13 protein-coding genes are annotated in these 13549 nt (G+C 50.9%); 12 read left to right on the plus strand and 1 reads right to left on the minus strand.

From position 1 onward, the window contains the following. Positions 1 to 52: 52 nt before the first annotated feature. From J2I46_RS17410 to J2I46_RS17445, 8 genes are all read left to right on the plus strand, one after another. The gene (locus J2I46_RS17410) at positions 53 to 511 is read left to right on the plus strand and encodes a four helix bundle protein (protein ID WP_207330331.1); all 459 of its coding nucleotides are present in this window, start codon (positions 53 to 55) and stop codon (positions 509 to 511) included. Between the two features lie 3 nt (positions 512 to 514). After that, positions 515 to 1048 (plus strand): acetolactate synthase small subunit, encoded by a 534-nt coding sequence (gene ilvN / locus J2I46_RS17415; protein ID WP_207330332.1) that lies wholly within the window; start codon positions 515 to 517, stop codon positions 1046 to 1048. A 9-nt stretch (positions 1049 to 1057) separates the two neighbouring features. Further along, positions 1058 to 2236: a hypothetical protein gene (locus tag J2I46_RS17420; RefSeq protein ID WP_207330333.1), complete on the plus strand. Its 1179-nt coding sequence runs from the start codon at positions 1058 to 1060 to the stop codon at positions 2234 to 2236. 46 nt (positions 2237 to 2282) lie between these two features. Continuing rightward, on the plus strand, positions 2283 to 3326 hold the full coding sequence (gene ilvC, locus J2I46_RS17425) for a ketol-acid reductoisomerase (RefSeq protein WP_207330334.1): 1044 nt from the start codon (positions 2283 to 2285) through the stop codon (positions 3324 to 3326). A gap of 123 nt (positions 3327 to 3449) precedes the next feature. Continuing rightward, positions 3450 to 4718, plus strand: a complete 1269-nt coding sequence (ilvA, locus tag J2I46_RS17430; protein ID WP_207330335.1) for a threonine ammonia-lyase — start codon at positions 3450 to 3452, stop codon at positions 4716 to 4718. Beyond that, entirely contained in the window at positions 4715 to 5944 is a 1230-nt protein-coding gene (locus tag J2I46_RS17435; protein ID WP_207330336.1) for a hypothetical protein, read from the plus strand. Before ilvA ends, J2I46_RS17435 begins: the two co-directional genes overlap by 4 nt. Before the next feature lie 19 nt (positions 5945 to 5963). Further along, a complete protein-coding gene (locus tag J2I46_RS17440) occupies positions 5964 to 6989 on the plus strand; it encodes a helix-turn-helix domain-containing protein (protein WP_207330337.1) in 1026 nt (341 codons plus the stop codon). 81 nt (positions 6990 to 7070) lie between these two features. Further along, positions 7071 to 7610 (plus strand): DUF2059 domain-containing protein, encoded by a 540-nt coding sequence (locus J2I46_RS17445; protein ID WP_207330338.1) that lies wholly within the window; start codon positions 7071 to 7073, stop codon positions 7608 to 7610. A 28-nt stretch (positions 7611 to 7638) separates the two neighbouring features. Here the strand turns inward: J2I46_RS17445 and J2I46_RS17450 are convergent, their stop codons facing one another. Next, a complete protein-coding gene (locus J2I46_RS17450; protein ID WP_207330339.1) occupies positions 7639 to 7998 on the minus strand; it encodes a hypothetical protein in 360 nt (119 codons plus the stop codon). 347 nt (positions 7999 to 8345) lie between these two features. Here J2I46_RS17450 and leuC point away from each other — a divergent pair, with 347 nt between their 5' ends. The 4 genes from leuC (at position 8346) to leuB (ending at position 13251) form a co-directional block, all read left to right on the plus strand. Further along, entirely contained in the window at positions 8346 to 9746 is a 1401-nt protein-coding gene (leuC, locus tag J2I46_RS17455; protein WP_207330340.1) for a 3-isopropylmalate dehydratase large subunit, read from the plus strand. Positions 9747 to 9850: 104 nt separating this feature from the next. Next, positions 9851 to 10447, plus strand: a complete 597-nt coding sequence (gene leuD / locus J2I46_RS17460; protein ID WP_207330341.1) for a 3-isopropylmalate dehydratase small subunit — start codon at positions 9851 to 9853, stop codon at positions 10445 to 10447. A gap of 103 nt (positions 10448 to 10550) precedes the next feature. Further along, on the plus strand, positions 10551 to 12071 hold the full coding sequence (locus J2I46_RS17465) for a hydroxymethylglutaryl-CoA lyase-like TIM-barrel protein (RefSeq protein ID WP_207330342.1): 1521 nt from the start codon (positions 10551 to 10553) through the stop codon (positions 12069 to 12071). 106 nt (positions 12072 to 12177) lie between these two features. After that, positions 12178 to 13251 carry a 3-isopropylmalate dehydrogenase gene (gene leuB / locus J2I46_RS17470; protein WP_207330343.1) on the plus strand — a complete coding sequence of 358 codons (1074 nt, stop codon included), beginning with the start codon at positions 12178 to 12180 and terminating at the stop codon, positions 13249 to 13251. The last annotated feature ends 298 nt before the right edge of the window (positions 13252 to 13549 follow it).

The raw sequence follows: 13549 nt of genomic DNA on the forward strand, positions 1-13549 counted from the left end.
TTGATGCGATACAACAGAAGACTGTAAACGGAAAACTTTTTAACTGGATTTCATGGCCACTATTCATCGATTTGAAGAATTGAATGCTTGGAAGAAGGCACGAGAGTTGGCCAAAGCGATTTTGGATGTGACGGGGCAAAAGTCCTTTTCTGCAGATTATGATTTGGTGAGGCAAATAAAACGGGCAAGCGGTTCAGTAAGGGATAACGTCGCGGAAGGGTTTGGCCGAGGTGGACGAGCTGAGTTTAGCCAGTTTCTAGGAATAGCTAAAGGATCTGCCTGTGAAGTGAAATCTCAACTATGTCGGGCGCTTGATTCCGGGTACCTCTCAGAAGACAGCTTTCAATCTCTCTATACGTTAGCTGATGAAACTGCGAAAATTATAGATGGTTCCATCATATACCTTAACAAAACAGAAGTCAAGGGCCGCCGATATGCACACGAGCCTAAAGCTGTTTACAGGATTCAGCCCAACGAAACTGAAGACTGTAAACAGCAAACTGTAAACTGAGAAATGACAACCTATACCATTTGCATTTTCACGGGCAACACCATCGGGTTGTTGAACCGGATCACGATCATCTTTACCCGGCGGCGGATCAACATTGAGAGCCTGACGGTGTCAGAAACTGAGCGGAAAGGCGTGTCACGCTTCACCATCGTCATTCGGCACGAATCGCGCGATGAGGTAGAGAAGATCGTGCGGCAAATCCGGAAGATCGTGGAGGTGCTGGCCGTGTTTGGCTATCTCAACGACGAGATCGTGTTCAACGAAATTGCGCTCTTCAAAATATCCACCCCGTTGGGAAGTAAACCGCTCGATGTAGAAACAATCAACAAACTGCACAAAGCCTGGGTCGTATATTGGGGCCTCGATTACGTCGTGATCGAAAAAACAGGTAACGAAACAGAGATTTTTGCCTTTTTCGAATACCTGCGACAGTATGAAATTCTGGAATTTGTCCGTTCCGGTCGGGTGGCTGTTGGCAAAACCGAGAAAGGTTTGGTCGAGTACCTGCCCGAAGCCGAGTGGGCATATTATTTGTAAGTAACCATTATGATTGACCCTCTGCCGGCCGTTTCGTCATCAGCAACTTCCACCGTCGCTCGGTACCTATTGCGGGTCCATGAGGTGATTGAACGTTGGTTGCAGGGCGATAACTGGCTGTGGAAAGTAGTGTTGGCAGGCCTGCTCAGTCCGCTTTTTTTCTTCCCGACGCACAGTGGATTGTGGAACCTGCCAACCGAATACTGGGCGGCTTTCCAGACGAAATTCTACTTCTGGGATACCATCGAGGATCAGATCATTCATCCGTTGCGGCCAATCATCTGCTACGATGAAAACCCCGGATGCCACGAAGACAAGATGGTGTTCCGGCTGTTTTTGCCTGCCCTGTATGCCCTTGTGCGTAGCCGTGAAGCTGTGTATGCCGTGCAACTGCTTTGCTGGCCCGTCTTTTTGTATCTGCTGGCTCGCGAAACGTACCGGTTAACGAACAGTAAGTCTGTAGCTCTGTACCTGGCCTTGTCGATAATGGGTATTTATGTTGGAGGGGCGTTTCCCTTCGATTTTGTTACCTGCGGCGATGCTTTTGCCTATTTTCTGCTACTGGTAGCCGCTGTTACCCGCAACCGGCTGGTGCTCATTATCAGTTTGTTTCTGGTGTACTGGGTTGACGAGCGGGCGTTGATCAACTCGGTGTATGTGCTGGTTTACCGCTGCCTGGTGGTGGCGCACGACCAACCGTTATTCGGCCCGAAGAACGTTCGTACCATCGCAACAGTGGTGTTTACCTGGGTTTTGTATCTGGGCATTCGATTCTGGCTGAAAAGCCTGTATAACGTGACTGATGCCACCGCCGGCCTGGGTGTCTCATTCCTGTTAACTGTGCCGGTATGGATCAGTGTACTGAAAATTGGCCGCTCTTACGAAATGCTGTGGGTGCTGGTAGGCGTAGGGTTATGGGGGCTCTGGCAGCAACGCCAGACACTATTGCTAACAGGTACGCTGGCAGCGCTGGCTTTGTCAACGGTCATATCCATCATGGTGGCCGATACCAGTCGTAGCCTTGGCTACGGGTTGCTTTTGTTTCTAATCGTATTGCCTTCGGCGCTGGGTACGTTGCGTCTGCCTCGTCTAAAAGACCTGATGCTCGTCACAGCCCTTGTCTGTATCTTGTTTCAAACGCGATTTCTGTTGATTTATAGACCCGAAATCATGTACCTGTTTGAATAAACTGTTCGATCACCCATCTTATCAAATTCAATAATCAAGTAAATCAATGGCACAAATTAACTTTGGCGGAACCGTCGAGAACGTTGTTACCCGCGAAGAATTTCCTCTTGAGACCGCCCTCGAAACGCTCAAAAACGAAACAATCGCCGTTATCGGCTACGGTGTTCAAGGCCCTGGCCAGTCGCTGAATATGCGCGAGAATGGCTTCAACGTGATTGTAGGTCAGCGTAAAGGCAAAACATACGACAAAGCAGTAGCCGATGGCTGGGTTCCCGGCGAAACGCTGTTCGAAATTGAAGAAGCCCTCGAAAAAGGAACGATCATCTGCTTCCTGCTATCAGACGCCGCGCAGATCGAGCTGTGGCCTACGGTAAAAGCGGCCCTGAAACCCGGCAAATCACTGTATTTCTCGCACGGTTTCGGCGTGACCTACAAAGAGAAAACCGGCATCGTTCCACCGGCCGACGTTGATGTATTCCTGGTGGCTCCGAAAGGCTCAGGTACGTCGCTGCGTCGGTTGTTCGTTGAAGGCAAAGGCCTGAACTCGAGCTTCGCCGTATATCAGGATGCCAGCGGAAACGCCCGTAACAAATGTATCGCCATGGGTATCGGCGTAGGGTCGGGTTACCTATTCGAAACGGATTTCTACAAAGAAGTAACATCTGACTTAACCGGCGAGCGGGGTACGTTGATGGGTGCCATTCAGGGTATTTTCGCGGCTCAGTATGAAGTGCTGCGCGCCAACGGCCATAGTCCGTCAGAAGCCTTCAACGAAACGGTGGAAGAACTGACGCAGTCGCTGATGCCACTCGTAGCCGAAAACGGCATGGACTGGATGTACGCCAACTGCTCGACAACCGCCCAACGCGGCGCCCTCGACTGGTGGAAGCCTTTCCGCGATGCCACGAAACCTGTTTTTGAGCAACTGTATAACTCGGTGAAAACCCAGGAGCAGGCCGAAATCAGCATTACCCGTAACTCACAGCCCGACTACCGCGAGAAACTCGAAGTCGAACTGGCCGAGCTGCGCGACTCTGAAATGTGGCAGGCCGGTGCCGCCGTACGTAACCTGCGCCCGGAACGGAGCTAATCAGTACAGTAACAGACTAAGTAAAGTTGGGTGCCCTTACCTTTAACGAATTGTTTTAGGTAAGGGCATTGTTTATTTTACACTACGTATCCATGTTGCTCCTGCGGGCTACTTTCATCAACTATGATCGACTCTGAAAAAACAGTTCAACTGCCTGATCTTGACAATATCTATTTAGCTGCCGAACGGTTGCGGGGTGTTGCCTCTCATACGCCGCTACAAGAGAACCTGAATTTGTCAGAACGCTACGGCGCTACAATTTTCCTGAAGCGGGAGGATTTACAGGTGGTGCGGTCATACAAGATTCGGGGGGCGTATAACAAAATGGCCAGTTTGTCGGCCGATGAACTGGCAAAGGGCGTTGTCTGTGCCAGCGCGGGCAACCACGCGCAGGGCCTGGCCTATGCCTGCCGGAAAATGGCGGTGAAAGGCACCATTTTCATGCCCACAACAACGCCGAATCAGAAGGTAAAGCAGGTGAAACTGTTTGGCAAAGAGTTCGTCAACGTAGTACTCATCGGTGATACCTACGACGACGCTTTCCACGCTGCTACCGAGTATGTACAAACCCACGACAGCACGTTCGTTCACCCCTTCGACGATGTGCTGGTGATGGAAGGGCAGGGCACCGTTGGCCTTGAAATCTTCAAAGACTCAAACTTTAAGATCGACTATCTGCTCATGGCCATTGGCGGAGGTGGGCTGGCTTCGGGCGTATCGACGGTGTTTAAGCAGCTTAGTCCGAAGACAAAACTTATTGGGGTTGAGCCACTTGGGTCACCATCAATGAAAGTAGCCATTGAAGAAGGACACGTTGTTACACTCGATAAAATCGATAAGTTTGTGGATGGTGCCGCTGTGAAACGGGTGGGCGATACCACATTCGAGATCTGCCGCCGTAATCTCGACCGGGTCATTCTGGTGCCGGAAGGGAAGGTGTGTACGACTATACTGGAACTCTATAACGAAGAAGCCATCGTGGCTGAACCCGCCGGTGCTCTGAGTATTGCCGCGCTGGACCTGATTAAAGACGAGATCAGGGGCAAGAATGTGGTGTGCCTGGTTGGTGGCGGCAACAACGACATCACACGCACTGAAGAAATCAAAGAGCGGTCGTTGTTGTATGAAGGATTGAAACATTACTTCATCATCCGTTTTCCACAACGTGCCGGAGCCTTCCGTGATTTTCTGGAACTGGCTCTTGGCCCTACAGACGATATTACGCTGTTCGATTACGCCAAGAAAACCAATCGTGAGCGGGGCTCTGCTCTGGTTGGTATTGAACTTAAAAGTAAAGCTGATTTTGATCCATTACTCGAACGGATGAAAGCCGCAAAAATTCAGTTTGAGTACATCAACGACAAGCCTACCTTGTTCGAGTTCCTGATATGAAAATAGTCCATCCACCACCCCATAAAGAATCGCCGCCGCTCAATGAATTGTTGCCTCAAAGTCCATTCGCAGCGCTGGTAACACGCCTGGACGGAAAGGTCGATAAACTGCTCTCCGTAGACCATTGGCAGTGGCGGGTGGTGTGGATCAGCCTGCTGTCTTCTGTGGTACATATGGTACTGACTAACCCGAGTTGCCTCTGGTTTTATCAGCATTTCTTTGCCGTGGTGCTGGCCGGTCAGGAATTCGATACGTACAACGTCGTGAAGATGCAGGCATCAACGTTCTTTACGGATCTGGGACTTTCGCATTTCACCAATGCGGCCTACGCCTCAGAAAGTCATAATGCCAAAATGCAGTTTCGGCTGCTGTTGCCTGCCCTGACAGCGCTGCTTGGCATTTCCAGGGTCAGCCTCACATTCTGGTCACTACAGTTGCTGTTGAGTGGGGTTTTTGTCATTATTGCTACCCGGCTCGCGTTCCGGATGACCGGCGATCGGGTGAGCAGCTTTCTGTTCGTGCTCGTTCTGTCGCTATTATATCCGCTCAGATCGGCCTGGCTGGATATCACGGCCTACGGCGATTTTTTTGCTTATTTTCTCTTATTGATTGCCCTGTACACACGCCGGCCATTGGTGCTTTTTCTGTCACTACAGGCCGCTTTCTGGGCCGACGAACGGGCCGTTATGGGTAGCTGCTTTGTTTTTCTCTGGCACGTGATGGCAACGCTGGCAGCACAAAAAACCTACCGGATCACCACCGCCCAGATAATTATTACGGCCAGCTGCGTTTGCTATATTTCGGTAAAATACTGGCTCAGAATGCATTTCAATATCCCGTCAACGGAGATGCGCTATATCGGCGAGTTTAAGACAACGTATATCGAAAACAGTAAGATCATTGGCTTTAAAATATGGAGCGGTTTTCAGGGTGCCTGGCTGCTGATCATCCTTTCATTTTCGCTGTTATTGCATGGCCGCCGTTACATTGATTGTGCGCTTTTGTTCGGTTTTTTGCTGCTGACTGTTAACCTGAGCTTTATCGTTGTTGACGTAAACAGGGCCATTTCGTATAATTATTTAGTCCTGTTCTGTGCGTTGGCTACGTTGGTCAAACTAACCACTACCACAGAGTTGCGTCGTGTGCTGGGTGTTGTTCTGGCAAGTCTGCTAATCTGCCCATTACCCAACCGTTTGCGCATTGTAATGGGTATACCGTTGATGTGAGTTACCAGAAAAATTAGGTATGCTTCGCGTTCCATCGTCCATACAGCCCCATCAATTTCAGTCGCTGACCATTCAGCGGCCAGATCCGGTTGGGGGGAACGAGTCGCGTTCCGATGGGTCGGAGATGACATTTGTGGCCTACAGGAGCGACGTATATCCTGAACGAAACGAGATTTTCTTCGAGGAACATGCGGTGGTAGTGGTGCTGGAAGGCGAGAAGAAATTCAGCTCGCCCACGCAGGAGCTACACGTCAGGAAAGGTGATATCCTGTTCTTTCAACGGGGGTGCTACTCCATGAACGAATCCATCGATGTGAATTACCGGAGCCTGGTATTTTTCGTGAATGAGCGGCTGCTTAAAGAGTTTGTCAGCCAGCATATTACTTTGTTTCAACGTACCCCGGCGGTCCGCCGGGGCGGTGGACTCGCCCAAACTGGTGTTGAGCTTCTGCCTGAAGCGGCGATTCTGTCATTTGCTTCTTCAGGTACGTCTGTGCCAGGTACGTTCACTAACTTCATTCAGTCGCTGTTACCCTATTTCGGGTCACACACGCCCTACCTGAATGAACTGCTCCGGCTGAAATTCCAGGAGTTGCTCCTGCACCTGTTTGAGCTCGACACAACGGGTCAGCTTCGTATCATTCTCTGGCACCTGTACCAAGGTCAGAAAACCGATCTCGATTACCTGATGAGCACGTACCTGTTGAAACCCCTGTCGATGGCTGAACTGGCCCGGATCTCAGGCCGTAGCCTTTCTGCGTTTAAACGTGATTTTGAAGAACACTTCCACACCTCGCCCGGCCACTGGATTCGCCGCAAACGCCTTGAGCATGCCCATTTTCTGTTGCGCAACACCGACAAGAACGTCTCGGAAGTGAGCATGGAAATCGGCTACGAAAGCGTATCCCACTTTATCAAAGCCTATAAGCTGCAGTATGGCTTTACACCAAAGCGGGCCTTTACTGTTTGTGTAGGGAGAGATTTCAACGGTCTTTCAAATACGGTGCCGGAGCAAACGCTCGAAGGAGCGGGAGAAGCTGATTAACGAATTCCGGAGAATGGAATGCCCGTAAAGATCTGTTAACGGAAATATTGGTTACTTTCAGGAAAAACTATATAGACTGTTATGAAGTCAATTCTGTTTGCTGCCATCTGCCTTCTTGGAGTGTCGTTTCACGTTCAGGCGCAAAGCGCCCCGAAACGAGACCGGATTAAATACCTTTTTGTACTTATGAAGCAGGACTCCTTGGTGTTGAAGCAAATGGATGCTACGATAAACATGGCCAGAAGTGTCACGAAAATGGGAACAGGGATGGCAAAGCAGATGGTCGCCGCAGATAGTGTTCGCATACCAGTCGATTCTGCTATGCTGAAAAGGCATGATGTGTTTATGCAAAAGATGATCAAGGTGGCGAAAGAAAATACCCTAAAGCTTATTAATGAAGATATGGTCGATATTTATGACCAGTACTTCACAGTTCAGGAAATTGAGGCGTTTTGCGCGTTTTATCAAACGCCGGCTGGCCGCAAACTGATCGATACGACGCCTGCCATTTCAAAAGATATTATGATGCGTTCAATGACTAAGTACCAACCCGAGATTATGAAGTTGTTTAAAGAATATATGGACGAGTCGAAGCGAGAGATCGAGCAGAAATATAAATGAGAACACGATAGGCAACCATTATAGACGTTCAGTTCAACGACAAAATAGATTTACCTAAACCATTGATGGCCAGTGGTTCTAACTGGGGCCAGATTTCTTTACGGGCTACATAGACCGTTACCAACGGTACTGTGCGAGTGTCATCTTTAGGGTGCGGAATTTGCCGTACTGCAGGTGGGGATACTACTACATAGTGGCCTGAGTAGGCGGGGTCATAGAGCGAAGTTACCCTAAATTCTGCGCCATACCGGTAGTCGCCACCAAGGGCAGATTCCCTGTTAGCCCAGATATCGGGCTTTATATGAATAGCTTCTTTAGGGTCGAGGCTAGTGTAGCATACAAAGCGCAGAAGCACCTCTGGCTTGAGTATGCGTGCATTATTGTCCATGTGTTGCTTGTTGTTTATTGTGGAAACAAGATAGATAAGAATTTAATACAAGTAAAATATAATGACGGGTTTTATAATACAGATTAGGTATATTATTTGCGATGTGCCTACATACAGCGCCTAGTAGGCAGTACAGATACAGCTCGTTATCCTATCATCAATCGTTGTCAAATCGTGATCGTCTACCATACACTTTGACCAAGCCTAACGCTAAAACACATTATGCAGTTTTACACCCATAGCTTCCCTCTGAACTAAAATCGCTATTTACTGGACGGATGGCGTGATGCGTAGTTCTTTGCGACCTGCCACTTTTGTAGGTACGTATTACGTTCTCCGCTACAGTTATGAGTACCCCAAAAACACTATTTGATAAAGTATGGGATGCGCATGTCATCCGGCACATCGAAGATGGTCCCGACGTGTTCTTTATTGATCGCCATTTCATTCACGAGGTAACCAGCCCGGTGGCGTTTCTGGGTCTTGAGGGCCGTAATGCGCCTGTCCTGTTCTCGGGACGTACCTTCGCAACGGCTGACCACAACACGCCCACAATCAACCAGCACCTGCCGGTAGCTGACCCATTGTCGGCTAATCAGCTGGATGCGCTGGAGCGGAATAGTGCAAAATACCATATCTCACACTGGGGCCTGGGCAACCCGAAAAATGGCATCGTACACGTGGTTGGGCCCGAAAATGGCATTACTCTGCCCGGCATGACCATCGTTTGCGGCGACTCACATACCTCAACTCACGGTGCCTTTGGCGCTATTGCGTTCGGTATCGGCACGTCGGAAGTGGAGATGGTACTGGCCACCCAGTGTATCATGCAGCCCAAGCCGAAGAAAATGCGAATTTCGGTGAATGGTGAGCTGGGTAAAGGTGTGCTGCCGAAAGACGTGGCGCTATACATCATTGCGCAGATTTCGGCGAGTGGTGCTACAGGCTACTTCGTTGAATATGCCGGCGACGTATTCCGTAACATGAGCATGGAAGGCCGTATGACGGTCTGCAACATGAGCATCGAGATGGGCGCGCGCGGCGGTATGATTGCTCCCGACGCCACTACGCTAACGTACCTGAACGGCCGTGATCTGGCTCCTAAGGGTGAGGCCTGGGATAAGCTGGTTCCGTATTGGGAATCGCTGACGACCGACGAAGGGGCTACGTTCGATAACGACCTGACATTCAACGCCGCCGACATTGAGCCACAGATTACGTATGGCACCAACCCCGGCATGGGTACGGGCGTAACCAAGCAAATTCCCTTAGCGGCCGATCAGCAGGATGGCGATGCCAGTTATAAGAAATCGCTGAACTACATGGGTTTCGCCGAAAACGAATCCATGATCGGTAAACCCATCGATTTCGTGTTCCTGGGAAGTTGCACCAACGGTCGTATCGAAGACTTCCGGGCGTTTGCCTCCATCGTGAAAGGCCGCAAAAAAGCCGACAACGTAACGGCCTGGTTGGTACCGGGTTCGCACATCGTGGAGGCGCAGATCAAGGAAGAGGGTATTCTGGATATTCTGACCGAAGCCGGTTTTGCGCTGCGCCAGCCTGGTTGCTCGGCCTGTCTGGCCATGAACGACGACAAAGTACCAGCCGGTAAATACGCCGTATCAACGTCGAACCGCAACTTCGAAGGCCGTCAGGGGCCCGGTGCGCGTACCCTCCTGGCCAGCCCGCTGGTAGCCGCCGCCGCCGCCGTAACGGGCGTAGTGACAGACCCAAGAATACTGTTGTAAAAAGTTTGCTGTTTGCCGTTTACTGTTGCGCTGCTACCATACCTAATCACAGTTTAGCAGCGCAACAGTAAACGGCAAACAGCAAACAGCAAACTCATTTCCCCATGGCTTACGATAAATTTACCATACTCCGTAGTAGTGCCGTTCCGATGCCGATCGAGAACGTGGATACGGATCAGATTATTCCCGCCCGTTTCCTGAAAGCCACCGAGCGCACAGGATTCGGCGACAACCTGTTCCGCGACTGGCGGTACAATAACGACAATACGCCTAAAGCCGATTTCGTGCTGAACAACCCAACCTATTCGGGCAAAATCCTGGTTGGCGGCAAGAACTTTGGTAGCGGATCGAGCCGCGAGCATGCTGCCTGGGCCATTTACGATTACGGTTTCCGTTGCGTAGTGTCGAGCTTTTTCGCCGACATTTTCAAAGGAAACGCGCTGAACATCGGCATCTTACCGGTGCAGGTGAGTCCCGAGTTCCTTGAGAAGATCTTCGCCGCTATTGACGCTGATGCGAACACGGAACTGGAAGTAAACTTGCCTGCGCAGACGATCACCATTCTGGCCACGGGCGAGAGCGAGTCGTTTGCTATCAACAGCTACAAGAAAGACAACCTTACCAACGGCTACGACGACATCGACTACCTGCTGTCGATGAAACCCGAAATCGAAGCCTTCGCTGAAACGAGGCCATTTTAAAGAGTGAAAGAGTGAATGAGCGAAAGAATGACTAATGTGGTCGATTAGTCATGCGACAATAATCTTTCGCTCATTCACTCATTCATTCGTTCACTCTTTGACTATGAAACGTCGCTACATTGAAATGATGGATACGACACTCCGCGATGGTGAACAGACCAGCGGCGTGTCGTTTTCCGCGTCCGAAAAACTGGCGCTGGCGCAGTTGCTACTCACCGAAGTCAAGGTCGATCGGGTAGAGGTGGCTTCGGCGCGGGTGTCGGCGGGCGAGTTGGAGGCCGTAAAGCAGATTACCTGCTGGGCTGCCAATGCCGGACTGCTGGATAAGGTCGAGGTGCTCACGTTTGTGGACGGACAGGCTTCTCTCGACTGGATGAAGGCGTCGGGCGCGAAGGTGATGAACCTGCTGACCAAAGGTTCGCTGAATCACCTGACCCACCAGCTAAAGAAAACACCAGACTGCCATTTTGCCGAGATTCAGCAAGTAATTGCTGACGCGCATCAGCTTGGTATTCAGACGAATGTGTATCTGGAAGACTGGAGCAACGGCATGCGAAACTCGCCCGAGTACGTGTTGCAGTATCTGGATTTCATTCAGACCCAACCCATTCGCCGCGTGTTGTTGCCCGACACGCTGGGTGTATTGACGCCGACCGAAAGCTACACGTTCGTCCATCAGCTGGTGACCCGTTACCCAAAATTACATTTCGATTTCCATGCTCATAATGACTATGATCTGGGCGTTGCCAATGTCATGGAAGCCATTCGGGCAGGGGCACACGGCATTCACCTGACCGTGAACGGGCTGGGCGAACGGGCAGGTAATGCGCCAATGGCCAGCGTCATTGCCGTGCTGCGCGACTTCATGCCCGAGGTACGTATGGGCGTTGTCGAAAAGTCGCTGTATCAGGTCAGTAAGATTGTCGAGACGTTTTCGGGGCTTCGTATTCCAGATAATAAACCCGTCGTTGGCGACAACGTATTTACCCAAACAGCCGGTATTCATGCCGACGGCGATAAGAAGAACAATCTGTATTTCAACGCCTTGCTGCCCGAACGCTTCGGCCGGAAACGGAGCTATGCGCTGGGTAAGATGTCTGGTAAAGCCAACATCGAAAATAATCTACGCGAACTGGGTATTCAATTGTCGGAAGACGACCTGAAGAAAGTGACGCAGCGCGTGATCGAGTTGGGTGATCTGAAAGAAGTGGTTACGCGCGAAGATCTGCCGTATGTCATTTCTGACGTGCTGCACACGAGTTCAGTGGCGGCGCGGGTGGAGGTGTTGAATTATGTGCTGACACACTCAAAAGACCTAAAACCGTCGGCCACCCTCCGGGTACGTATCGACGAAGAGCAATTCGAAGAAAACGCCCAGGGCGATGGGCAATACGATGCCTTTATGAACGCGCTGAAGAGCATTTACAGCCGCAAGAAAATGACGTTGCCGATGCTGACCGACTACGCCGTACGGATTCCGACCGGCGGCCGGACCGATGCCCTGTGTGAGACGATCATCACCTGGAAATCGACAACGAACGAATTTAAAACCCGGGGCCTCGATTCTGACCAAACAGTGTCGGCCATCAAGGCAACCCAAAAAATGTTGAATACTTTAGAATAAAGGGAGAAGAGGGAAGAAAGGGAATAGAGGGAGGAAGGGGGCTTATGCGTTAGCTCCCTTCCTCTCCCTCTTCCCTCTACTCCCTTTCCTCCGTTCCTCCTTATTTATGAACAAACACATTCTCGTTGTGCCCGGTGATGGCATTGGGGCCGAAGTGACGACTGTCGGCAAACAGGTATTAGAGGCGATTGCCCGAAAGTTCAACCATGAATTCACCTACGACGAAGCCCTCATTGGCCACGTAGCCATTGAAGCCACCGGGGACGCGCTCCCAGCCGAGACGCTCGAAAAAATGCGGACTGCCGACGCCGTATTGTTCGGCGCCGTAGGGCATCCCAAATACGACAACGACCCGTCGGCCAAGGTACGTCCCGAGCAAGGGCTGTTGCAAATGCGGAAAGAGCTGGGGCTGTACGCCAACCTGCGTCCGATCAAGCTGTTTGATGAACTGTTGAGCTCATCGAGCATCAAACCCGAAATTCTGCGCGGAGCTGATATTCTGTTTTTCCGTGAACTGACCGGCGATGTGTATTTCGGCGAAAAAACGCGTTCAGAGGATCGTAGCACCGCTTCCGACCTGATGATCTACCACAAGTACGAAGTGGAGCGTATTGTACGGAAGGCGTTCGAGGCGGCCCGTACCCGGCGGAACAAGCTGATGAGCGTGGACAAGGCCAATGTACTGGAAAGCAGTCGCTTATGGCGCGAAGTAGTGCAGGCGCTGACGCCCGAGTACCCCGACGTAGAAGTCGAACACCAATTCATCGACGCGGCTGCGATGCTGCTGATCAAAGACCCCAAGCGGTTCGATGTGGTCGTGACGGGAAACCTGTTTGGTGATATCCTGACCGATGAAGCCTCACAAATTGCCGGGTCAATGGGCATGCTGGCGTCAGCGTCGGTAGGCGATAGCACGGGCGTATACGAGCCTATTCACGGTTCAGCGCACGATATCACCGGAAAAGGTGTGGCCAACCCACTGGCGTCGGTATTGTCAGTGGCGCTGTTGTTGGATATCTCGTTTGGGATGAAAGCTGAATCAGAAGCCGTTATCGCTGCCGTTGATGCCGTCCTGAAAGATGGTTATCGCACCCGCGACATTGCCGATGCCGACACAGCCGCTGATAAGCTGCTGGGTACGTTCGCAATGGGCGAGCAGGTGCTGTCGCATTTGGCATAGGGTAAGTGCTTAGGTTAGTATTTAGTTGATAGATAGCGTGTTGCTTTAATGTAATGTGCTACGCGAGTAGGGCCCTTCGACAGGCTCAGGGTGACATTCCGACTCAAGTTCGTCATGAACATCTGGATGTGAGCTGTCACCCTGAGCCTGTCGAAGGGCCCTACTCGCGTAGCACATTACGAAACAGCCATCATATATCAGGCAATCTATATCATGGGGCTTTTGGGAATTCATGTTACCACAGCGCTCCAAAAATTCTTTTTCCTAAGCATCGTAAGAATCAAAATCTGGTTATTTT

It is taken from the genome of Fibrella forsythiae, from assembly GCF_017353175.1.
Classification (GTDB): domain Bacteria; phylum Bacteroidota; class Bacteroidia; order Cytophagales; family Spirosomataceae; genus Fibrella; species Fibrella forsythiae.